Genomic DNA, 21,126 nt, shown 5'->3' on the forward strand with positions numbered 1-21,126 from the left:
CAAGTGCAAGTGGATCTCCGATCTGCTGCTCGACAATTGCGGCGTCTACGTCCAGCCGATCAACTATCCCACCGTGCCGAAGAAGACCGAGCGGCTGCGCATCACCCCGACGCCGCTGCATTCCGACGCCGATATCGCCCATCTCGTCGACGCCCTGCATTCGCTCTGGTCGCGTTGCGCGCTGGCAAGGCACGTCGCCTGATCTTTCAACGATCACCTGGGTTCTAACCCGCGAATCAGAACCTCCGTCGGAGGTTCTGACGGCCATTGGTTTTGTTCCTCGTCCATTAGCCAGATAATGGTTATCTGTGCTTTGCATTGAGATTGTCTGCCGTTGCGCGGACGAATGACGCATTGCAATCCTGTCTCCTGGATTCGCGCCGGCTTTCCCATGCCTCCTCCCTGCGGTCCACGTCTCGTCGCTCCATCTTTCGAATTGCATGAGAAAACCTTTTCTCACTTGACAGAGAGATTGGTAAAAGCTTTTCTCAAGCCACTTCAGAAGGAGGAAGGCCTGAACATCTCGGGAGGAAAAAGAGGCAGGATCACCATCCATGAGGTGGCGTCGGCTGCCGGGGTGAGCATCTCGACGGCGTCGAAGGCGCTCAACGACACCGGCCGGATGGGGGCGGAAACACGCGAGCGGGTGAAACGGATTGCCGGCGAGATCGGATATCGGCCGAATGCACTGGCGAGAGGTCTTCTCAGCAAGCGCAGTTTCACCATCGGGCTGCTGACGAACGACACTTACGGCCGTTTTACGCTGCCTGTGATGGCGGGCATTTCGGATGCTCTCGTCGATCATGGCGTTTCGGTTTTCCTGTGCGCCATCGAAGACGATCCGGCGCTCGCTCAGACCCATGTCGATGCGATGCTGGACAAGCAGGTGGACGGTATCATCGCGACCGGCAAGCGGCTGGACAGGCGTCTGCCCGTCGATCTGTCGAATTTGCATGTGCCCGTCGTCTACGCCTTCACGGAGGGGACGCAGAACAGCGTTACGTTCCGTTCGGATGACGAACAGGGTGCGAGACTGGCTGTCGAGTGGCTCGTGAAGGTCGGGCGGCGGCGGATTGCCCACATCACCGGGCCGGAGGATTTCTTCTCGGTGCGGGAACGTGCCGGCGCCTATCACGAAGTCGCAGGTCATCGCGAACCGGTGCTCTACGGCGTGTGGTCGGAAAGCTGGGGGCATGACGCGGTCGAACAGCTTTGGAAGAGGCCGGGAGAAAAACCGGATGCGCTCTTCTGCGGCAACGACCAAATCGCCCGCGGAGCGGTGGATGCGCTGCGCGAGCGCGGCATCAAGGTGCCGCAGGACGTTTCGGTGATCGGCTTCGACAATTGGGAGATTGTCGCAGCCCAGACGCGGCCACCGCTGACGACGGTGGATATGGAGCTGAAGGAGCTCGGGCGGCAGGCCGGATTGACGGTGCTGGCGCTTGCGGAAGGACGGCCTGTCGAGCCGGGAGTGAGGAAATTGCCCTGCCGGCTCGTCGTCCGGCGGTCATGCGGGGGTAAGCCCCCCGAAGAATGAGATCAGGGAAATGAGCAAAGGCGCAAGGAGATGCGCCATATTGGGAGGAGTGTCATGATCAAGCGTCTATTGGCGGCGACCGGCATCGCTACCTTGTGCCTGGTGTCGGCTGCATCGGCCGCCGAAAACGTCGAAATGTGGGTTCGCACGGGGATCGGCGACTCCTTCAAGAAGGTCGTCGAATCCTATAATTCCAGCCATGAGAACAAGGTCGTGGTGACCGAGGTGCCGTTCTCCGAACTGGTGCAGAAATATGCGACGGCGATTGCCGGCGGACAGGCGCCCGACGCGCTCTCGATGGACCTCATCTACAATCCCGCCTTTGCCGCGGCCGGCCAGCTGGAAGATCTGACGGACTGGGCGAAGTCGCTGCCCTATTTCAACTCGCTTTCGCCGTCGCATGTCCGACTCGGCACCTATCAGGACCGGATCTACGGCCTGCCGCTCTCTGTGGAAACATCGGTCTTTGCCTGGAACAAGGATCTCTACAAGAAGGCCGGCCTCGACCCGGAGAAGGCGCCGGCGACCTGGGAGGAAATCACCGCCAATGCGGAGAAGATCCGGGCGCTCGGTGACGACACCTACGGCTTCTATTTCTCCGGCGGCGGCTGCGGCGGCTGCATGATCTTCACCTTCACGCCGCTCACCTGGGGGGCGGGCGCCGACATCCTGTCGGCCGACAGCAAGACGGCGACGCTCGATACGCCCCAGATGCGCAAGGCTGTCGACATCTACCGCAACATGGTCAAGAAGGACCTCGTGCCGGCGGGTGCTGCCAGCGACAACGGCACGAACTTCCTGACCTTTACCAACGGCAAGATCGGCCAGCAAAGTCTTGGCGCCTTCGCCATCGGCACGCTGGTGACCCAGCATCCCGAGATCAATTTCGGCGTGACCCTCATCCCCGGCGTCGACGGAAAGCCGTCGTCCTTTGCCGGCGGCGACAATTTCGTCATCACCAAGGGCACGAAGAAGATCGACGCGGTGAAGGACTTCCTCGGATATATCTATTCGGAAGACGGCCAGAAGGTCATGGCTAAATATGGCAGCCTGCCGACACGCGGCGACATCGCCGACAAGGTGCTCGAAGGTCTCGACCCGCGCATGCAGGTCGGCCTCAAGGCGATCAGTGTGGCCAAGACGCCCTATACGCTGCAGTTCAACGACCTGATCAACAGCGCCAACGGTCCCTGGGCAACCTTTACCAACGCCGCGATCTTCGGCGACGACGTCGACGGTGCGTTCTCCAGCGCCCAGTCGGAAATGCAGTCGATCATCGATAGCGGCCAATAACTCTCCCAAGGCCGCGGCCGGGGAGCGGTGGCAGCTTCCCGGCCAACTTCACTTCAATGGACAGATGCGGAGTGTTTCGATGACCGGTTCCGGTTCGAATATCCTATTGCCTCGGCGAAAGCGGCGGCGCAAATCGAACTGGCGCGGCCCTCTCTACATCGCGCCTGCCATGGCGCTGGTGATCGTCTTCTTCGTCATGCCGGTTCTCTTCACGGGATGGATGAGCCTTCACAACTGGCCGCTGATGGGGGCGTCGCGCTGGATCGGCTTCAACAATTATTTCCGCATGTTCAACGACACCCGCTTCATGGCGGCGCTGAATTTCACGGCCTACTACACCGTGATCGTCACCATCGCGATCTTCGCCGTCGCCTTTCCTCTGGCGATCTTCGTCGAAAAGGAACGGCAGTTCGTCAGCGCTTACCGCACGATCATCTTCCTGCCCGTCGTCGTCGGCCTTGCCACAGCCTCGCTGCTCTGGGTCTGGCTTGCCAATGTCGACAGCGGCTTCATCGGCCCGGCCTTGAGAGCGCTCGGTCTTGTCGAAAAAAGCCCCAACCTGCTTGCGACCTTCGACACCGCCTTTCTGACGATCGTGGTGATGGTCGTCTGGAAGATCGCCGGCTTCACCATGATCATTCTTCTGACCGGGCTTCAGGCCATTCCGTCGGAATTGACGGAGGCCGCCCGCATCGACGGCGCCGGCCGCTGGCAGCGCTTCCGGCATCTGACGCTGCCGCTGATGCGCAAGACGATCGCGCTGGCGCTGATCGTCTCCGTCACCGGCTCGATCCTGGCTTTCGACCAGTTCTACATCATGACGTCGGGAGGGCCGCAGAACAAGATGATCTCGGTGGTCTACTACATCTTCAACCAGTCCTTCGTCTCCTTCAATCTCGGCTATGGCGCAGCACTTTCGATCGCGCTTCTCGCCATCCTCGTCGCCATCAGCATCGTGCAACTCTGGCTGCTTCGTGTCGGGGAGGAGCGCCCATGACCACGTCAAGAGAGCGCCGCGCACGCAAGGCCATCCGTGCGAAATCGGCCTACCACGTCACCGGCATCGCCATTTCGATCTTCTTTCTCGCGCCCTTCGTGATCACGCTGCTCGCCTCCTTCCGGCGGGGCGCCGAGGCCAGCCTGCCGCCCCTGCCGCCATGGCCGACATCGGGCGTCAGCTTCGATGCCTATGCGCTGCTCGATACGTTCGGCGCCGGCATCTGGCAGCATATGATCAATTCGCTGTTCGTTTCGGCCGCCACCGTGGTGCTCACCGTTCTCGTCAGCCTGCTCGCCGGCTACGGTTTCTCGCGTTACCGGTTCCCGATGAAGAATGCGCTCTTCGTGCTGATCATTGCGACGCTGATGATCCCGTTCCAGTCGATCCTGACGCCGCTCTTCATCATCCTGGCAAAGCTCGGCCTCAACAATTCGCTGCTCGGGCTGACGCTCGTCTATGTGACGCTGCAATTGCCCTTCTCCGTCTTCATGATGCGCAACGCCTTCGACGCCGTACCGAAGGAAATCGAGGAGGCCGCGCGCATCGACGGCGCGCGCGATCTGAGGCTCTTGGCGCGGGTTCTCCTGCCGCTGGTGCTTCCGGGTGTCGCCACGGTCGCGATCTTTGCCTTCCTCAATGCCTGGAACGAGTTTCTGGCCGCGCTCGTGCTGCTCTCCAGCAATGAGAAATACACCCTGCCGGTGCTGATGACAGCGGTTCGCGCCGGACGGCTCGGTGCGATCAATTGGGGAGCGGTGCAGGCCGGCGTCGTCGTCATGACGATCCCCTGCCTGATCGTCTTCCTGCTCCTGCAACGCTACTACATGCGCGGGCTGATGGCCGGCGCGGTGAAATGATCCCAAGAAGGTAGAGCCCATGACCAACTCACGTAATGACCGCCAGTTTCGTCCTGTCGCCGTTCCCGATGTCGAACTCGGCGGGTTCTGGGGCAAATGGCAGGATGCCGTCTGTAATTCGACCGCTGAGACCCTGCTCGACCGCTGCGTCGAAGCCGGCATGCTCAAGGCGATCGATGTCAGCCAGCCGAGCCCCGGCGTCGTCATTCCCATTCAGCCATGGGGCGGGACGACGCAGATGTTCTGGGATTCCGATCTCGGCAAGTCGATCGAGACGATCGCCTATTCGCTCTATCGCCGGCCGAACCCGAAGCTGGAGGCGCGCGCTGATGAGATCATCGACATGTATGAGAAGATGCAGGACGAGGACGGCTATCTGAACGCCTGGTTCCAGCGCGTGGAGCCAAGCCGGCGCTGGACCAACCTGCGTGATCATCACGAGCTTTATTGCGCCGGCCACCTCATGGAAGCCGCCGTCGCCTATTATCAGGCAACGGGCAAGCGCAAGCTGCTCGACATCATGTGCCGTTATGCCGATTACATGATCAAGGTGTTCGGCCATGGCGAGGGCCAGATTCCTGGCTATTGCGGCCATGAGGAAGTCGAACTGGCGCTGGTCAAGCTCGCCCGTGTGACCGGCGAGAAGAAATATCTCGACCTTTCGAAATTCTTCATCGACGAGCGCGGCACCGAGCCGCATTTCTTCACGGCCGAGGCCGCTCGCGACGGCCGGAGCGCTGCCGACTTCCATCAGAAGACCTATGAATATGGGCAAGCGCACCAGCCGGTGCGTGAACAGACGAAGGTCGTCGGCCATGCCGTGCGCGCCATGTACCTTTATTCCGGCATGGCCGACATCGCCACCGAATATAAGGACGACAGCCTGACGGCGGCGCTGGAAACGCTCTGGGACGATCTCACGACCAAGCAGATGTATATCACCGGCGGCATCGGCCCGGCCGCGTCCAACGAAGGCTTCACCGACTATTACGACCTGCCCAACGATACGGCCTATGCGGAAACCTGCGCTTCCGTCGGCCTGGTCTTCTGGGCAAGCCGCATGCTCGGGCGCGGGCCGGACCGGCGCTATGCCGACATCATGGAGCAGGCGCTTTATAACGGCGCGCTGCCCGGCCTTTCCACGGACGGCAAGACCTTCTTCTACGACAATCCGCTCGAAAGTGCCGGCAAGCACCACCGCTGGAAATGGCACCATTGCCCCTGCTGCCCGCCGAACATCGCGCGCCTGGTGACTTCGATCGGCTCATACATGTATGCCGTTGCCGATGATGAGATCGCCGTGCATCTCTATGGCGAGAGCACCACCCGGCTGAAGCTTGCCAACGGCGCCGAGGTAACGCTGGAGCAGGCCACCAACTATCCGTGGGATGGCGCCGTCGCCTTCACCACCAGGCTGGGAAAGCCGGCTCGATTCGCGCTGTCGCTGCGCATTCCGGATTGGGCGGAAGGTGCAACCCTCAGCGTCAACGGTGAAATGCTCGATCTCGGCGCTCATCTCCGCGACGGATATGCGAGGATCGATCGCGAGTGGGCGGACGGCGACCGCATCGCCCTTTCCGTGCCGCTGGCGCTGCGCCCGCAATATGCCAATCCGAAAGTGCGCCAGGATGCCGGCCGTGTTGCACTGATGCGCGGCCCGCTCGTCTATTGCGTGGAAACGACGGATAATGGTGAAGACCTCAACGCCATCGTGCTGCCCCGCGAACTGCCGGCCGCCGAAACCGTCGTGCTGAAGGAGCTCAACGATGCCGTCGCCCTCGATCTCAAGGTCCAGCGCGAGGAAACGTCGGGCTGGGGCACGCCGCTTTATCGCGGGGCGCCGGCTGAAAGGCAGGTCGCCATGGCGCGTTTCGTGCCCTATCATCTCTGGGACAACCGCGCGCCCGGAGAGATGCTCGTCTGGGTTCAGTCGGGCAAATAGGTCGCTTGGGGATGACGAACGGTATGGGTAACAAGAGCGTCGTGCTCCAGGACGTGCGGAAAAGCTATGGCAGTCTGCAGGTGGTCCACGGGATCGACCTGACGATTGCTGAAGGCGAATTCGTCGTCTTCGTCGGCCCTTCGGGCTGCGGAAAATCGACGCTGCTTCGCATGATCGCCGGCCTGGAGGACGTGACCGATGGCGAGATCGAGATCAAGGGACGCCTCGTCACCGATCTCGATCCGTCCGAGCGCGGCATCGCCATGGTCTTCCAGTCCTACGCGCTCTACCCGCATATGAGCGTGCGCGACAACCTGGCCTTCGGGCTGAAGATGGCGCGCACCAGTCCCGCCGACATAGAGACGCGCGTCACGGCGGCTTCCGCGATCCTGAAGATCGACCATCTTCTCGACCGGCGGCCCGGGCAGCTCTCCGGCGGCCAGCGCCAGCGCGTGGCGATCGGCCGGGCGATCGTGCGCAAGCCCGACGTCTTCCTGTTCGACGAGCCGCTCTCCAATCTCGATGCGGAACTGCGCGTTTCCATGCGCATTGAGATCGCCCGCCTTCACCGCGAACTCGGCAATACGATGATCTATGTCACGCACGACCAGACCGAGGCGATGACGCTCGCCGACAAGATCGTCGTGCTGCGCGATGGCCGTGTCGAGCAGGCGGGAACGCCACGGGAAATCTATGAAGATCCCGCCAATACTTTTGTGGCGGGCTTCATCGGCTCGCCGCGGATGAACCTGCTGAACGCCCGCTGGAGCGGGAAAGGCCTTGTCGAAGTCGCCGGCTCTCGTATCGAAAGCGGCTTAGCCAGGACAGACGGGCCGGCGGCAAGCGCCGTGACGCTCGGGCTGCGGCCGGAGCATCTGAAGGTGGCGTCCGGCCAGTCGGGCAGACTGACGGCGAGGGTCGATTTTTCCGAATATCTCGGGGGAACGCAATATCTCTATTGCCAGCTGGCCGACGGCCAGTCGCTGACCGTCGAGCATCGTTCACCGGTCAGCATTGCGGCGGGCGAAGAAGTCAGCCTGCTGTTCGAGCCATCGGATTGCAGATTGTTCGATGAAGGCGGCAAGCGGCTGCGGTAATCGCCCCGCCGGGATCGTCAGCCGGCGGCATCCAACTTCATGAGTTCGGCCGCTCTTTGCCGAGCCTGCCTGTCGGCGGCAAAGACATCGTCCATGCCGGCTGCCGGCGGCAGGTGGGCGAGATCGTCCATGACCCTTTCGGTGATGTCGGCCATGGCAAGGAAGGACAGCCGTCTCTCGATGAAGGCTTCGAGCGCCACTTCCTTGGCGCCGTTCAGAACCGCGCCCTGAACACCGCCGCGCGTCATTGCAAGCCGCGCAAGCCGCAGAGCCGGAAAGCGCCGCTCGTCGGGCGCCTCGAAATCGAGCCGCGCGAGCTTGGCGAAATCCAGCCTTTCGATCGGCAGGTTCGGCCGGCGCGGAAAGGACAGCGCGTAGCCGATGGCGGTGCGCATATCGGGCGCGCCGAGCTGAGCCAGAACCGAGCCGTCGGTATAACCGACCATGGAATGAATGATCGACTGCGGATGGAAGATGACTTCGATCTGCTCGGGCTTCAGGCCGAAAAGGTGGCGGGCCTCGATCATCTCCAGCGCCTTGTTGAACATCGAGGCGCTGTCGATCGAAATCTTCAACCCCATCGACCAGTTCGGATGGGCGCGCGCGGTTTCCACCGTTACGCCTGCCATTTCCTCCAGAGATGCGGTGCGGAAGGGGCCGCCCGATGCCGTCAGGATCACCCGCTCGATGGCGTGGCGCTGATTTTCTTCCAGCACCTGGAAAATCGCATTATGCTCGCTGTCGACCGGAAGCAGCCTGCCGCCACCTTCATGGATCGCCTTGATGAAGAGATCGCCCGCCGAGACCAGGCATTCCTTGTTGGCAAGGGCGATATCGGCGCCGCGCCTTGCGGCTGCGAGCGTCGGCGCGAGACCCGCCGTGCCGACGATTGCCGCCATTACCCAGTCGGCTTCGCGGTCGGCCGCTTCCAGGAGGCCGGATTTTCCCGACGCGACGGCGATGCCGCTGCCCGCAAGTTCGTTTTTCAGGGATTCGTAATGCCGGTCGTTCGCCGTGACCGCCAACCGCGCGCCGAAGGACTTGGCTTGCCGGGCCAGCAGCTCGACATTGCCGTTGCCCGTCAGAACGGAGATTTCGAACATCTCCCGTCCGCCCAGATGTTCGACGACATTGAGGGTGTTGCGGCCGATCGACCCGGTCGAGCCGAAGATGCTGAGGCGCCGCGGCGCGGTGTTGCCTGTTATCATGTGGTATTTCGCGAAAAATTTCTCTCGTAGGCCCAGGCTCTACTAGGCTTTGGAAGGAGCGGCAAGTGTGCGGTGCAGCAGATTTCCGGCCTTTGAGGGGTTTACAGAGCGCCGTCAGGATGTGATCCTTATGACATTCCGAGAGGAATCAAGCTTCCGCCGCGGCCGGTTACGGCCGCATGGAAATCGGGGTGCTGCGGCGTCCTGAGAACAGGCACTCGAGTGCCCCGGCCTTTCCGGCCGAACATTAAATCGAGGATGAAACCGGGATGGGCGGCTTGGCCGCGATCCCTCATCGTGTTCGCTGCGCGCTTTCATGTGCGTTGCCGCGTCGGTTTCGGCGCGGCGGCGCTCTATCGAATCAAACATCGGATGTCATGACGATATTCAAAACAGCACTCACCCTTTTTACCATTTTCTTTTCGGTCACGGCGGTTGCAAAGGCGGACGACCTATTGATCTGGTCGCCGGCCAAGCTCTCCGACCGGTCCTACAAGGCGACGATGGGTTTTCGTCTGCCGGCGGAGTGGGAAACGAGCGCCGGCGCCGATCTCGCCCTCGCCTCGACCAAGGGCGGCGCGCTGCTGCCCGATTCCGAACAGGCGATGCTCTGGGGCAGGATCAGCAGGACAACCGTCACACCGGCGGGCCAATCGCAGCAGGGCGCGAAGGTGAGCGTCGATACGCTGCGCGGCGGCGGCGCCCTGACGCTCAGCCGCTCGCGCAGCTGGATACTGTCGGATTCGCTCGACATGCAGTCGAGCCGCTCCGTCAGCGTCCGTTACGACCCGGTCGATACCAGGCAGTCCTCGGTGACGGCGTCGCAGGCGCTGAAACTCATCTATCCCTGGACGGGGACCTCGCTTTCGGCGGGTGCGGGCGTGAGCAACGCCAGCGGCGACTTTTCGAGCACGGTCGCGGTCAACCAGGCCATCCTGCCGAACCTCAACCTCGATGCCTCGGTGAGCAATCCGTTTTCGCCCGCCGAGACTGGCGGCGTCAATCTGCGCTATCGCGTGCGGTGGTAGCGCCACGAAACCAAACGGGGCCGGTGGCGTTTCTTCCTCAGGTTTTACGGAGGAATGGACGATGGTTTTCAAAGAGCCGACATTTCACGGGCTCGAGCCTGAAATGGAATTGGAAATCGCCAATCGTGCATCGGTGGAAGCCGCAGTCGCCAACGCCCTGGCGATCGCCGGCGGTATCGATGCGTCGGATGTCGAGGTGACGATGGAAAATGGTCAGGTCCTGCTGAGCGGCACCGTCGGTACGGTCGGCGAGATCGAACGGGCAACCGCGGTCGCCAGGGCCGTCGAAGGCGTCAATGCGGTACAGAACCGGATTCTGCTGGGCGGGCCTTCCGTCGGCGACCCACATTGATATCAGCGCATGAAGCGCATATCGAGCGCCGGCCAAGCCGGCGCTGATCAGCCGGCGAAGCGCTCGACGAGGAAGGACGACCCCGCCAATCGGTCGGTCTTCCCAGTGGTGACCGGCCCCTGCGGCTGATGAGCGATCGCCAGCAGCAGGGCGCTGACGGCGACGTAGCCGATCGCGAGAAGAGTCATCTTGATACGCATGATCGATACTCCTGTTTCGCGATAAACGCGGTTGATATCGCGAAGTTCCTGATGGCGAAATCAGATGAAAAGCCCGGCCGGGGAGGATCGGCCGGGCTTTCATGCAGGGGGTTGTCCTATCGGCAGATTCGGGTTTCCTTGATGACCGTATGGCCGTGACGGCGGATCTTTTCCGTCTTGGTGAAGCAATCGCGCGATACGCGCTGCGTCATGCCATGATGGCGATAGTAGGGACGATGACGATAGTACGGGCGTTCGGAATCGCCGTAATAGGGACGGGCGTCGTCCGTCGTGATGGTGACGCTGGCCGCCTGAGACGGCATGGCGGAAAAGACGGACGCTGCGGCGAGCGTGCAGGCGAGGATAAGCTGTTTCATGACGAGCCTCTCTTTTCTCAGTTGGTCACGCCATCAACTCGCCGGAAGCAATGTCGGTTCAATCACATAGCGTTACCGATTGTGTCGAACGGAGAAACCTTTCGTCCGCCCGCTCGTTAGCGCAGGGGATAGCCGGAGGCATCGATCATGGGACCGATTGCAAGAATAGTCGCCATCACCGCCGGGCTTGCCGGCGGCACGATTTTCTCGCAGGCGCCGGAATTTGCGCAGCAATACCGCCAACGGATCGGCGGTGCGCTCGACGAGTTGCGCGTCATCGTCGAGGACTTCAATGCCCAGGCCGCCCAGCACCATCTCGACCGCCAGCAGGCGCTCAACGCCTATGCGCAATCCTCCGACGATTTCCTGCGCGACCGCGGGGTCTCGATGCAGAACACGATCACGCGCTACGAAACGCTGTTGTCGCAGCAGCTGAAACTCGGCACCGCCGCTCCCGTCGCAAAACCTTTCGTGCTGTTGCGCAATGCCGATGACGTCGTCTTCGCCAATACCTGGCGCGATTTCGTGCCCGGCGTGCCGGTGAGCTTTGCGGGTTTCGTCTGGGGTGCGATCGGATTTATCGGCGGGTGGGCCGTCGCGGCGGTGCTGGGATTGGGCGCGCGACGGGTTGCGAGGCGGCGACGAGCCTATCGCCAGGCGCCGTAAGTCAGCACGGGAGGCAACGTCGCTCGGCACCGATTTGCAAAACGAGGCCGGTCATTCTAACTACTCCCGCAGCACGCGAGGAAGGCCAAAGACAATGCAAACCATTTGGAAAAAGCCGGTAACGATCGCCCTTGAAGGGCCGGATCAATGGGTGGTGATCCAAACCACCCAGGCTGCAACATGGGCGTTGATTGAAGACTGGCCGACAGACGAGGGTCCCGCCCTGGATCGCGCTTGCGCCGTTTGCGCGGATGTCATGTCCGGGAAACGAAGCCGGGAAGAGGCGCGGCAGGCTTTCATAGAGGCTGCGATTGAAGCTGGGATTCCCATGAAGGAATGAGCTCAAGCTACCAACGGCAATCCGCTTCCATCTGCCCAGCACTTGAAGACCGGTGATCCCGGCGCGATTCGAACGCGCGACCCCAGATTAGGAAACCGATACGAATCCTTGCGGCGCAGGGGATGCGTTTCATGTTGCAGTCACGCAAGAAATACCGCCCCGGCTGCGGCCAATTCGTCGGCGTCGTCGGTCTTCGGGAACAGGTGACCATAGGTATCCATGGTCATCGCAATGGTAGAGTGCCGCCCTTGAGGATTGGAAACGCATAAAGATGATCGGCTACGGCATCTCAGCTCTTATCGCTATTGCGGGCTTGACGACAGGCGCTATCATCACATGGATGAGCGACGAAGCTGTGGCTTGGCTGCGGCACTGGCTAAAGATCAACTGATCGATTGCGTGGTTCCGTTCGCTAAAAAAGGCCCCGCCGAGACGGGGCAAGGTCTTTGGTAAAGACGGAACGCACAGGAGGACACCCGTGCTTTCCTACTGACACAACGAGATGGGATTGGTAAGGTTCCACGTACGGTCTCGTACTGAGGACCTACTCACACCACAAGCGGGCGGTGCGATGGCGTACGGTCTACCGCACCGCTGAAATTACCCTCAATCCCTTTTTCAGCGCCAGCTTCCGTGCGTATTGTTCCCCACCTGATAGTTCTTTTTATGAGCCTTTCGGTCAGTTGTAGTTTTTTCGCAGTGCTCCTCGACCCTCCTGCATGCCTCCGGGACTGCACTTCCACCGCCGGTAATACATCAAAAGGACGCCCCGATCGTCCTTTGAGCAATCTCGCAATAAGCGCATCGTCAGGACTAAGATATACGGGTTCGTGTTTGGAGCAAACCATGGGGCTGGTCGAATACTGCCTGCACAAGCTTGGAAGCTTTTTTTACAACACTTACTATCTGAATGGTAAGGCAATGGCGCTCAGTTTCGCCATTTCCATTGGCCTGGTTCTGACGGTTTTCGCGGTGGAACTCACCTATGTGGGGTTCGGCAATTCCGGGTTCCGTCGGGTTTTCTTCGAGCGCAGCAAATCCACAATCACCGACCTCGTCTATTTCGTCCTTCAGGCGACGGGAATGATTACGCTATTCGCGGCGCTCGCATCATTTGGTCTGTCCTATGCCATCACCCACGCGGCTCAGGATGCCCCCCACCTGGACCTTGCCCGGATGCTGCCAGGCTGGGCACATGTTCTCTTGTTCCTGGTGCTGTCAGACTTCTTGAGCTACTGGCAGCATCGGTTGATGCACCGGCTGCCCGTACTATGGCGGCTGCACGAATTTCACCACGCAGCCGAAGAGTTCAACGCGCTGACTTCGTCGCGGGAGCATCCGCTGGAGAAGGCCATAAACATCGCCATTATGGTCGTTCCGGCGCTGCTAATCGGCCTGCCAACGGCCGAATTCGCCATCGTGACCATCACCTTTGGCGCCATTGGTCTGGTCAAGCACAGTGCCATTCCCTGGCATGGCTGGTTTGGCAAGTACGTGATCCAGTCAGCACGCGACCACTTCATCCATCACTCCCGAGTGCCGGAACATCACGACAAGAATTTCGCGAATTATTTCCCGATCTGGGATCATTTGTTCGGCACCTATTACAAGGGCGATGCAGATGGTGCAAAGCTCGGTCTGGACCGCGACTACTTCAACCAAACCGATCCGTTCCGCGAAACCATCGCCACAGAAATCCGTTTCTTCCAACGCGCGTGGCAAGCTGCCAAGGCCAAGTGCGGCATAAGCCGCATAAGCGGAAAACCTGCCTCGCCGCAGGGGCTGTCGGGCTCGGAACAACGCCGATAGCGCGAAGCTGGCATCTCTCTGTTGTGATAAGCGGCAGCTTTCCGGAATCCACGAACTAGCTCCGTAGCCTCGAAGTGGTCGTACTCGCGATTGTAGGCACGACAAATTTGCTCGCTTCCTTACCGATATTCTCGATAAACAATTGCCCGTCCACGACAGCCAGGCACATCGCCGAAATTATATCGTCGCGAACAAACTTGAGTAGAGCGCGGGATACAGCGTTGTTTATCAGCTTGAACACGGAGTCGGGCGACAGAGAAATCTGTTTTTTTGAGCGCTCCCTAGCTGTTTAGTCCCGGCATTTGATGGATACGGTCGAGGATGAATCGATCTGGCTCGGAAGTCCACCGTTTGCAGATGAACTCGTAGGGTGTGAGGCCCTCTAATGGCTTGAGCCTGCGCCCAAAATTGTAGGCGTTGATGAAGTCGGCGAGATGCTCTTTGAGTTGTGCGTGATCGTCGTTCCGGAGACACTCTAGTCCAAGCCGCCTTGGTGTCAGAGCACAAGATACGATTCATCTTAGGACGGCTCAGCCAAAGCGGCGTCGTGCCATAAGAAATTTGGAAGGGCTTAGTCGACCGGGGTCTTATAGGTTCGTCGCCTTCAGTGTTCGGTAGATCGGGCAGTGCGTTAAGTCTGGCGAGCTCGTTCGCGTAGTCCAGACGCGCCCGTCTCCGGGCTAGGCCCGCACCAAGTTGAGCATGGCTTCCTGGCCCTCTGGCGGTAGATCTTTGAAAGCCATCCTAAACCTCCCCGCAGATCGTGTCGCATGTTGCAGTCCATGTTGCATGGATTCGCCGCTACTCATTTGAAACGCTTGGAAATCAAGGGAAGTGGCTGCAACATGACTGCGACATGAGCTTTGAGCGGGTAACTAGTTGATTTCACTGGTGATCCCGGCGCGATTCGAACGCGCGACCCCCAGATTAGGAATCTGGTGCTCTATCCTGCTGAGCTACGGGACCACTTGCATGCCATGCATACAAAAGGCTTGGCGCGAAGCCAAGCCTTAATTATTGCCAATGCATGTCGCGCAAAAGTGTGCGGCGGTTTTGCGGTAACGACATGCGTAAAACAAAAATCGAAAGCGCGAGAAGCGAATCTGAAAGATCGCGGCGCGCTTTAGGCGCCGAGGCGTTGTTCGGCGAGGCGGACCCAGTAGGAGATGCCGTGGGCGATGGCTTCGTCGTTGAAGTCGTAGGCCGGGTTGTGCAGGCCGGCGCTGTCGCCGTTGCCGATGAAGATGAAGGCGCCGGGGCGCGCGTTCAGCATGTAGGAAAAATCCTCGCCGCCCATCATCGGATCGATCTCGGGGTTGACGTTGGCTTCACCGGCGATGGCGCTTGCGACGGCGACGGCATGTTCAGTTTCGTCAGGGTGGTTGATGGTGACGGGATAGTTGCGGTGGAAGCTGATCTCGGCTTCCGCGCCGTGGGCCGCGACCACGCCTTCGATGACCTGCCTGAGCCTCGTCTCGGCGAGCGTTCGGACATCGGGATCGAGGGTGCGGACCGTGCCGGCGAAGGTGGCGTCGTTCGGAATGACGTTATGGGCGAAGCCGGCGTTGAATTTGGTGACTGAGACGACGACCGAGGCCAGGGGATCGATCGTGCGCGAAGCGATCATCTGCAGGTTGGTGACGATCTGGGCGCCGATGGCGATCGGGTCGATCGTGCGGTGCGGCTGGGCGGCGTGGCCACCGCGGCCCTTGATGGTGATCGTAAATTCGTCGGTCGCCGCCATGATGGCGCCCTTGCGGATGGCGAACTGTCCCACAGGCAGGCCGGGCAGGTTGTGCATGCCGTAGACCTCTTCGATGCCGAAGCGCTCCATCATGCCGTCCTGGACCATCAGGTTGCCGCCGCCGCCGCCTTCTTCGGCGGGCTGGAAGATGACGGCGATATTGCCGTTGAAATTGCGGGTCTCGGCCAGATATTTCGCCGCGCCGAGCAGCATGGCGGTGTGGCCGTCATGGCCGCAGGCATGCATCTTGCCCGGCGTCTTCGAGGCCCAGGGCTTGCCGGTGATTTCGGTCAGCGGCAGGGCGTCCATGTCGGCGCGCAGGCCGATCGTGCGGCTGCCTTCGCCCTTGCCCTTGATCAGGCCGACGACACCGGTGCGGCCGATGCCGGTGACGATCTCGTCGACGCCGAATTCCTTGAGCTTTTCGGCCACGAAGGCGGCCGTGTTTTCCACCGCGAAAAGAAGCTCGGGCCGGGCGTGGATATGGCGGCGCCATTCGGCGACTTCGTCCTGCAATTCGGCGGCTCTGTTCAAAATCGGCATATTGGCGTTCCTGTTATGAAAATCCCGGCAATCGTTGATCGCTTCACAAGGGCGTGAGGCTCATGCAAATTACTTCGTCAATGACCTTTGCCATGTCATAGCCATATAGGCTAGATAGGGGAAGCTTTCGAGATTTCCTGATATCTGAAGGATGAGCCGTGTCGACGAGCCGCTTTGGTTTATTTGCCGCAGTGCGGCCGTTTAGCTTCCTAGTCGCCGCGACTGCCGGTTTATTTGCCTCCGTTCCGCTAGCTGAGGCCAATCCGCATATTCTCGTCGACGTGCAGACCGGCCGCGTGCTCGAGCATGAAGAAGCCTTCCGCAAATGGTATCCGGCCTCGCTCACCAAGCTGATGACCGTCTATACCGTCTTCGACGCGATCCGCGCCGGTCAGATCAGCCTCGACACGCCCATCGTCATCAGCAAGCGCGCCGCCGCGCAGCCGGCCGCCAAGATGTATTTCAAGCCGGGCCAGAAGCTGACGCTCGACAGCGCGCTGAAGATCCTGCTGGTGAAGTCGGCCAACGACATCGCCGTTGCGGTCGCCGAAGCCGTCGGCGGCACGCAGGAAGGCTTCGTGACGCGCATGAACGGCGAGGCGCTGAAGCTCGGCATGACCGATTCGCATTTCGTCAACCCGAACGGCCTGCCCGGCAAGGGCCAATATACGACGGCGCGCGATCTTGCCGTGCTGACGGTGGCGCTGCGCCGCGATTTTCCGCAATATGCCGGCTATTTCTCGCTCGAGGGGTTCACCACCGGCCAGCAGAACGTGCCGAACCTCAACATGCTGATCGGCCGTTTCGCCGGCGCTGATGGTATGAAGACCGGCTTCATCTGTGCCTCGGGCTTCAACCAGATCGGTTCGGCGACGCGCAACGGCCGCACGCTCGTCTCCGTCGTGCTCGGCACGGACAGCCTTGCGGCACGCGCCGACGCGACGGCGAACCTCCTGCAGAAGGGTTTCACCACGCAGCCGTCCAACGGCGACACGCTAGGCTCGCTGAAGCCTTACGGGCCGGGACAGGATCAGGTTGCCGACATCACCGCCGATATCTGCAGCGCCAAGGGCGCCAAGATCCGCAGCGAGACGCGCGACGAGGTCGGCCGCATGAAGGTGCAGTCGCCCTATATCCAGGAAATGGATCACGAGCCGCAATTCGTCTTTGCCGGCCTCATTCCGGGGCAGGACCCGCAACCGGCTCAGAAGCCGGAAAAGATGGCGCGCGGCGATGCGGCAGGAACGATCGCCAATGTGCCGGTGCCGCTGCCGCGCCCTGCGACAACCTTCTAAGATAGATTGGCTGCCTGAGGTAACGTAACATGAGCGGGCTCAACGACAGGATTCCGGTCACCATCCTGACCGGCTTTCTCGGCGCCGGAAAATCGACGCTGCTCAACCGTATCCTCAAAGATCCTGCGATGAAGGATGCGGCTGTCATCATCAACGAATTCGGCGATGTCGGCATCGACCATCTCCTGGTCGAAAGCTCCGGCGATTCGATCATCGAGCTGTCTGACGGATGCCTCTGCTGCACCGTGCGCGGCGAGCTCGTTGATACGCTGGCGAACCTCATGGATGCCGTGCAGACCGGCCGCGTCAAGCCGGTGAAGCGCGTCGTCATCGAGACGACAGGCCTTGCCGACCCGGCGCCGGTCATGCAGGCGATCATGGGAAATCCCGTCATCGCCACCAATTTCGATCTCGACGGCGTCGTCACGGTCGTCGATGCGGTGAACGGGCTGCAGACGCTCGACAATCACGAGGAAGCGCGCAAGCAGGCGGCAGTCGCCGACCGGCTGATCATCTCGAAAAAGTCGATAGCCGAGCAGGACGAGGCCTTGGAAAGGCGCCTGCGTGCGCTCAATCCGCGTGCCGCGATCATGGATGCCGATGGCGCCGAGGCGGGCACCTCAGCTGTGCTGGTCAACGGGCTTTACGATCCGGCGACGAAGATCGCCGATGTCGGCCGCTGGCTGCAGGACGAGGATGCGCATGAGGCGCATCACCATCACGACCATGGTCGTGATGAAGACCACCATCACGGTGGCGATCATGGACACCATGGTCACCACCACCACCATCATCATCATCACGGCCATGAGGACCAGGACCCGCACGACGTCAACCGTCACGATGCGTCGATCCGCTCCTTCTCCATCATCGAGGAGAAGCCGATCGATCCGATGGCGCTCGACATGTTCATCGATCTCCTGCGCTCGGCCCATGGCGAGAAGCTGCTGCGGATGAAGGCGATCGTTTCCGTTTCCGACCGGCCGGACCGGCCGCTGGTGCTGCATGGCGTCCAAAGCATCTTTCATCCGCCGGTGCGGCTTGTCGCCTGGCCGGGGGAAGACCGGCGCACGCGCATGGTGCTGATCACCAAGGACCTGCCGGAGGCTTTCGTCAAGGATCTCTTCGATGCATTCCTCGGCAAGCCGCGCATCGACAGGCCGGACCGTCAGGCGCTGTCGGACAATCCGCTCGCCATTCCGGGGTTGCGAATTTAGCGCTTGCGGATCAGGAAACGGTGACCGTTTTCGGTCTTTTCCGTCTCGACCAGTTCGTGGCCGTCCTCATTACAGAAATGCGGCATGTCGATCACAGCCATCGGATCTGTGGTGTCGACGCGAATGAGTGCGCCGCTTGCCATGGTGGCAAGCTTCTTGCGTGTCTTGATCACGGGGAATGGGCATTTCAGGCCGCGAAGGTCGTAGAGAACGGGGGGCAAGCCGCTCAGTTCCGCGCCCAGAACTTCCAGAACGGCTTCTTTGCCGTGGCGTCCGCCGTTTCCTGCGGTTCGGGCGCCGTGTAGGCCAGCGGGTTCTGCGTCGGCACCGGCACGACAGCGGGTGTCGCGGCGGCAACTGCCGTTGCCTGCGGCTGCGGCTGGGCTGGTGCCGCGGGCGTGGCGCCCGCTGCGGAATTGGCGGTGAGGCTCTGGGCGGTGCGCTTGACCATCAGGTCTTCGAGTTCGGCGACCTTGACCATGCGGCCGGCTTCGAGCGACGTGCCTGTCGGCGCGAAGGCGAGTTCGCGGCCCTTGCGCAGCTTGGCGACAACGGCCTTGCGCTCGGCCTCGGACGGGTCGTACCAGGCCATGCCGTCATATTTGCTCATCGCCTTGGCATAGTCGGCGTCATAGGTCTTGCCGTAGGAGGCAAGGGCGGCCGTCAGCGCCGGCGGCGTCGACATGGCCGGGCACTTGCCGGCGGCGTTGAAGGCGCCGCCATCGGTTGCCTGCTGGTTGAAGACGTATTTCTTCTCGCAGACGTTCACCTCGGGCGGGCGCTTCGTCACTTCGAAATTGTCGTAGCCGACCTTCAGCATCTTCCAGAAGTCGTAACTCGGGTCGAGGCGATGCTTGACCATGTTTTCCGCCGTCATGCGGAAGGGGAAGGCCTGCAGCTGCACCGTCGACTGGCCGCCCTTGAAGGCGTCGCGGGCGAAGGCGTAGATCTCGAGCACCTGCTGGTCGGTCATCGAATAGCAGCCGGACGACGAGCAGGCGCCATGGATCATCAGGTCGGAGCCGGTGCGGCCGTTCGCCGCGTCGTAGCGGTTCGGGAAGCCGGTGTTGATCGCCAGATAATATTTCGAGTTCGGGTTCAGGTTGGCGCGCGTCAACTCGTAGAAGCCTTCCGGCGCCTGCCGGTCGCCGGTCTTGACTTTCGGGCCAAGACGGCCGGACCAGGCGCAGATCTTGTAATCGGCGACCTTGTCGAAACGGTTGTCGGCCTTCGCCTTCCAGATCTCCATGGCACCTTCTTCCTTGAAGATGCGGATCATGATCGGCGAATTGCGGTCCATGCCCTTGGCGGCCATGGCGGTGAGGATATGGGAGGGAAGCGGCTGCTCGACCTTGTTCTTGACCTTGGAAAGATCGACCTGCGCCGTCTCCAACGTGTCGTTGCAGCCGGCCAGAGCCAGCGCCATGAGGGAGACATAGGCAAAATGACGTATGCGCATTCAAACTAGCCCATAAAGATGATGCGACCCGGTCCGCCTATGGAGTCCGGGTACGAAACGGAATCATAAGCGGCTTATACTTCACAAATTCTTAACAGCCTATGACGTGCCCGGGACGCCCCTGCAAGCGCGAATGTTAAAGATAACAACAATGTGGCCAAGATTTGGCCCCAATCGACGAGACGTCAGTTCTTACCCTACAGATTACGGCCCATATTGAGGAATTTCTGCCGCCGCTCGTTGCGCAATTGCTCGCCGGAGCGCGATGCCATTTCGCCGAGCGCGTTGGCGATCACGTCGCCGGTCGCGGCGATCACGCTGTCGGGATCGCGATGGGCGCCGCCGAGCGGCTCGGAAATGATGCCGTCGATGACGCCGAGCGATTTCAGGTCTTCGGCGGTGATCTTCATGTTGGTCGCCGCCTCGCGGGCGCGGGTGGAATCGCGCCAGAGGATGGAGGCCGCGCCTTCCGGCGAGATGACGCTGTAGATCGAATGTTCGAGCATATAGACCCGGTTGCCGGTAGCGATCGCGATCGCGCCGCCCGAGCCGCCTTCGCCGATGACGACGGAAACGAGGGGAACCTTGACGCCGAGACACATTTCCGTCGAGCGGGCGATCGCCTCGGCCTGGCCGCGCTCTTCGGCGCCGACGCCGGGATAGGCGCCTGCCGTATCCACCAGCGAAATGACGGGCAGACCGAAACGATCGGCCATTTCAAGGATGCGGATCGCCTTGCGGTAGCCTTCCGGGCGGGGGCTGCCGAAATTGTGCTTCAGGCGGCTCTTGGTGTCGTTGCCCTTTTCCTGGCCGATGACGGCGACGGGCTGGCCGCGGAAGCGGGCAAGGCCCGCCTGGATCGCGGCATCCTCGGAAAACTTGCGGTCGCCGGCGAGCGGCGTGAATTCCTGGAACAGCGTCTTGGCGTAATCGAAGAAATGCGGGCGCTGCGGATGGCGGGCGACCTGCGTCTTCTGCCAGGCATTGAGCTTGGAATAGATTTCGACGATCGCCTCGCGGACGCGAACCTCCAGCCGGCCGATTTCATCGGTGGTATCGATGCTCTCGTCTTCCGTTGCGAGCTTCTTCAGCTCGATGATCTTGCCTTCGAGGTCGGAGATCGGCTTTTCGAAGTCGAGATAATTGTGCATGAGGTGCGTTT

Annotated in this window: 21 protein-coding genes, 1 tRNA gene and 1 pseudogene; 14 read left to right on the forward strand and 9 right to left on the reverse strand. The window is 61.1% G+C overall.

Annotated features, from left to right (window positions below):
* The 7 genes from QD408_RS16765 to QD408_RS16795 form a co-directional block, all read left to right on the forward strand.
* Positions 1 to 202 (forward strand): aminotransferase class I/II-fold pyridoxal phosphate-dependent enzyme (locus QD408_RS16765; RefSeq protein WP_414140079.1); only part of this gene is annotated, 202 nt, incomplete at its 5' end.
* 357 nt (positions 203 to 559) lie between these two features.
* On the forward strand, positions 560 to 1,537 hold the full coding sequence (locus tag QD408_RS16770) for a LacI family DNA-binding transcriptional regulator (protein WP_088682929.1): 978 nt from the start codon (positions 560 to 562) through the stop codon (positions 1,535 to 1,537).
* Positions 1,538 to 1,591: 54 nt separating this feature from the next.
* Positions 1,592 to 2,830 carry an ABC transporter substrate-binding protein gene (locus QD408_RS16775; RefSeq protein ID WP_088682920.1) on the forward strand — a complete coding sequence of 413 codons (1,239 nt, stop codon included), beginning with the start codon at positions 1,592 to 1,594 and terminating at the stop codon, positions 2,828 to 2,830.
* Between the two features lie 79 nt (positions 2,831 to 2,909).
* Entirely contained in the window at positions 2,910 to 3,827 is a 918-nt protein-coding gene (locus tag QD408_RS16780) for a carbohydrate ABC transporter permease (RefSeq protein WP_414140080.1), read from the forward strand.
* On the forward strand, positions 3,824 to 4,687 hold the full coding sequence (locus tag QD408_RS16785; RefSeq protein WP_088682918.1) for a carbohydrate ABC transporter permease: 864 nt from the start codon (positions 3,824 to 3,826) through the stop codon (positions 4,685 to 4,687). Before QD408_RS16780 ends, QD408_RS16785 begins: the two co-directional genes overlap by 4 nt.
* A gap of 19 nt (positions 4,688 to 4,706) precedes the next feature.
* Positions 4,707 to 6,629 (forward strand): glycoside hydrolase family 127 protein, encoded by a 1,923-nt coding sequence (locus QD408_RS16790; RefSeq protein ID WP_414140081.1) that lies wholly within the window; start codon positions 4,707 to 4,709, stop codon positions 6,627 to 6,629.
* Positions 6,630 to 6,640: 11 nt separating this feature from the next.
* Positions 6,641 to 7,726: an ABC transporter ATP-binding protein gene (locus QD408_RS16795; RefSeq protein ID WP_414140082.1), complete on the forward strand. Its 1,086-nt coding sequence runs from the start codon at positions 6,641 to 6,643 to the stop codon at positions 7,724 to 7,726.
* A gap of 17 nt (positions 7,727 to 7,743) precedes the next feature.
* Here QD408_RS16795 and dxr read toward each other — a convergent pair whose 3' ends face one another.
* Complete coding sequence (gene dxr / locus QD408_RS16800; protein WP_414140083.1) at positions 7,744 to 8,934, reverse strand: 1-deoxy-D-xylulose-5-phosphate reductoisomerase; 1,191 nt, start codon at positions 8,932 to 8,934, stop codon at positions 7,744 to 7,746.
* A 377-nt stretch (positions 8,935 to 9,311) separates the two neighbouring features.
* Here dxr and QD408_RS16805 point away from each other — a divergent pair, with 377 nt between their 5' ends.
* Both QD408_RS16805 and QD408_RS16810 read left to right on the forward strand, forming a co-directional pair.
* Positions 9,312 to 9,962, forward strand: a complete 651-nt coding sequence (locus tag QD408_RS16805; protein ID WP_088682914.1) for a hypothetical protein — start codon at positions 9,312 to 9,314, stop codon at positions 9,960 to 9,962.
* Positions 9,963 to 10,023: 61 nt separating this feature from the next.
* Positions 10,024 to 10,314 (forward strand): BON domain-containing protein, encoded by a 291-nt coding sequence (locus tag QD408_RS16810; protein ID WP_088682913.1) that lies wholly within the window; start codon positions 10,024 to 10,026, stop codon positions 10,312 to 10,314.
* Between the two features lie 47 nt (positions 10,315 to 10,361).
* On the opposite strand, the gene QD408_RS16815 is transcribed toward QD408_RS16810, so the two are convergent.
* Together QD408_RS16815 and QD408_RS16820 are read right to left on the reverse strand one after the other, a co-directional pair.
* A complete protein-coding gene (locus QD408_RS16815; protein ID WP_190237458.1) occupies positions 10,362 to 10,514 on the reverse strand; it encodes a hypothetical protein in 153 nt (50 codons plus the stop codon).
* Between the two features lie 116 nt (positions 10,515 to 10,630).
* On the reverse strand, positions 10,631 to 10,891 hold the full coding sequence (locus QD408_RS16820) for a hypothetical protein (RefSeq protein ID WP_088682912.1): 261 nt from the start codon (positions 10,889 to 10,891) through the stop codon (positions 10,631 to 10,633).
* A gap of 147 nt (positions 10,892 to 11,038) precedes the next feature.
* On the opposite strand from QD408_RS16820, the gene QD408_RS16825 reads away from it, so the two are divergent.
* From QD408_RS16825 to QD408_RS16835, 3 genes are all read left to right on the forward strand, one after another.
* Positions 11,039 to 11,557 (forward strand): DUF2937 family protein, encoded by a 519-nt coding sequence (locus QD408_RS16825; protein ID WP_088682911.1) that lies wholly within the window; start codon positions 11,039 to 11,041, stop codon positions 11,555 to 11,557.
* Positions 11,558 to 11,651: 94 nt separating this feature from the next.
* Positions 11,652 to 11,897, forward strand: a complete 246-nt coding sequence (locus tag QD408_RS16830) for a DUF982 domain-containing protein (RefSeq protein ID WP_088682910.1) — start codon at positions 11,652 to 11,654, stop codon at positions 11,895 to 11,897.
* Positions 11,898 to 12,743: 846 nt separating this feature from the next.
* Complete coding sequence (locus tag QD408_RS16835; RefSeq protein WP_088682909.1) at positions 12,744 to 13,706, forward strand: sterol desaturase family protein; 963 nt, start codon at positions 12,744 to 12,746, stop codon at positions 13,704 to 13,706.
* Positions 13,707 to 13,987: 281 nt separating this feature from the next.
* On the opposite strand, the pseudogene QD408_RS16840 reads toward QD408_RS16835, so the two are convergent.
* From QD408_RS16840 to QD408_RS16850, 3 genes and pseudogenes are all read right to left on the reverse strand, one after another.
* Positions 13,988 to 14,167: pseudogene (locus QD408_RS16840) on the reverse strand (IS481 family transposase); the annotation flags it as partial.
* A gap of 428 nt (positions 14,168 to 14,595) precedes the next feature.
* Positions 14,596 to 14,672 (reverse strand) — tRNA-Arg (locus tag QD408_RS16845).
* 157 nt (positions 14,673 to 14,829) lie between these two features.
* Positions 14,830 to 15,993, reverse strand: a complete 1,164-nt coding sequence (locus QD408_RS16850; RefSeq protein WP_414140084.1) for a M20 aminoacylase family protein — start codon at positions 15,991 to 15,993, stop codon at positions 14,830 to 14,832.
* Positions 15,994 to 16,151: 158 nt separating this feature from the next.
* On the opposite strand from QD408_RS16850, the gene QD408_RS16855 reads away from it, so the two are divergent.
* Positions 16,152 to 17,288, forward strand: coding sequence for a D-alanyl-D-alanine carboxypeptidase family protein (locus tag QD408_RS16855; protein ID WP_414140085.1), 1,137 nt, complete (start codon positions 16,152 to 16,154; stop codon positions 17,286 to 17,288).
* Positions 17,289 to 17,317: 29 nt separating this feature from the next.
* Positions 17,318 to 18,505: a CobW family GTP-binding protein gene (locus tag QD408_RS16860; RefSeq protein ID WP_414140086.1), complete on the forward strand. Its 1,188-nt coding sequence runs from the start codon at positions 17,318 to 17,320 to the stop codon at positions 18,503 to 18,505.
* Here the strand turns inward: QD408_RS16860 and QD408_RS16865 are convergent.
* The 3 genes from QD408_RS16865 to QD408_RS16875 all read right to left on the reverse strand — a co-directional run bounded on the left by QD408_RS16865 (position 18,502) and on the right by QD408_RS16875 (position 21,115).
* The gene (locus tag QD408_RS16865; RefSeq protein ID WP_088682904.1) at positions 18,502 to 18,726 is read right to left on the reverse strand and encodes a sulfurtransferase TusA family protein; all 225 of its coding nucleotides are present in this window, start codon (positions 18,724 to 18,726) and stop codon (positions 18,502 to 18,504) included. The two genes, QD408_RS16860 and QD408_RS16865, sit on opposite strands and share 4 nt — an antisense overlap.
* 5 nt (positions 18,727 to 18,731) lie before the next feature.
* The gene (locus tag QD408_RS16870; protein WP_414140087.1) at positions 18,732 to 19,964 is read right to left on the reverse strand and encodes a L,D-transpeptidase family protein; all 1,233 of its coding nucleotides are present in this window, start codon (positions 19,962 to 19,964) and stop codon (positions 18,732 to 18,734) included.
* 197 nt (positions 19,965 to 20,161) lie between these two features.
* A complete protein-coding gene (locus QD408_RS16875) occupies positions 20,162 to 21,115 on the reverse strand; it encodes an acetyl-CoA carboxylase carboxyltransferase subunit alpha (RefSeq protein ID WP_414140158.1) in 954 nt (317 codons plus the stop codon).
* Between the last annotated feature and the right edge of the window lie 11 nt (positions 21,116 to 21,126).

Source organism: Rhizobium sp. BR 249, assembly GCF_047445895.1.
In the GTDB taxonomy this organism is placed as follows: domain Bacteria; phylum Pseudomonadota; class Alphaproteobacteria; order Rhizobiales; family Rhizobiaceae; genus Rhizobium.

Coding starts and splice junctions, on each gene's coding strand:
- QD408_RS16775 (WP_088682920.1), top strand. CDS start 1,592: ATGATCAAGCGTCTATTGGCGGCGACCGGCATCGCTACCTTGTGCCTG.
- QD408_RS16875 (WP_414140158.1), bottom strand. CDS start 21,115: ATGCACAATTATCTCGACTTCGAAAAGCCGATCTCCGACCTCGAAGGC.
- QD408_RS16835 (WP_088682909.1), top strand. CDS start 12,744: ATGGGGCTGGTCGAATACTGCCTGCACAAGCTTGGAAGCTTTTTTTAC.
- QD408_RS16810 (WP_088682913.1), top strand. CDS start 10,024: ATGGTTTTCAAAGAGCCGACATTTCACGGGCTCGAGCCTGAAATGGAA.
- QD408_RS16785 (WP_088682918.1), top strand. CDS start 3,824: ATGACCACGTCAAGAGAGCGCCGCGCACGCAAGGCCATCCGTGCGAAA.
- QD408_RS16815 (WP_190237458.1), bottom strand. CDS start 10,514: ATGCGTATCAAGATGACTCTTCTCGCGATCGGCTACGTCGCCGTCAGC.
- QD408_RS16850 (WP_414140084.1), bottom strand. CDS start 15,993: ATGCCGATTTTGAACAGAGCCGCCGAATTGCAGGACGAAGTCGCCGAA.
- QD408_RS16790 (WP_414140081.1), top strand. CDS start 4,707: ATGACCAACTCACGTAATGACCGCCAGTTTCGTCCTGTCGCCGTTCCC.
- QD408_RS16830 (WP_088682910.1), top strand. CDS start 11,652: ATGCAAACCATTTGGAAAAAGCCGGTAACGATCGCCCTTGAAGGGCCG.
- QD408_RS16820 (WP_088682912.1), bottom strand. CDS start 10,891: ATGAAACAGCTTATCCTCGCCTGCACGCTCGCCGCAGCGTCCGTCTTT.
- QD408_RS16825 (WP_088682911.1), top strand. CDS start 11,039: ATGGGACCGATTGCAAGAATAGTCGCCATCACCGCCGGGCTTGCCGGC.
- QD408_RS16795 (WP_414140082.1), top strand. CDS start 6,641: ATGACGAACGGTATGGGTAACAAGAGCGTCGTGCTCCAGGACGTGCGG.
- QD408_RS16780 (WP_414140080.1), top strand. CDS start 2,910: ATGACCGGTTCCGGTTCGAATATCCTATTGCCTCGGCGAAAGCGGCGG.
- QD408_RS16860 (WP_414140086.1), top strand. CDS start 17,318: ATGAGCGGGCTCAACGACAGGATTCCGGTCACCATCCTGACCGGCTTT.
- dxr (WP_414140083.1), bottom strand. CDS start 8,934: ATGATAACAGGCAACACCGCGCCGCGGCGCCTCAGCATCTTCGGCTCG.
- QD408_RS16870 (WP_414140087.1), bottom strand. CDS start 19,964: ATGCGCATACGTCATTTTGCCTATGTCTCCCTCATGGCGCTGGCTCTG.
- QD408_RS16805 (WP_088682914.1), top strand. CDS start 9,312: ATGACGATATTCAAAACAGCACTCACCCTTTTTACCATTTTCTTTTCG.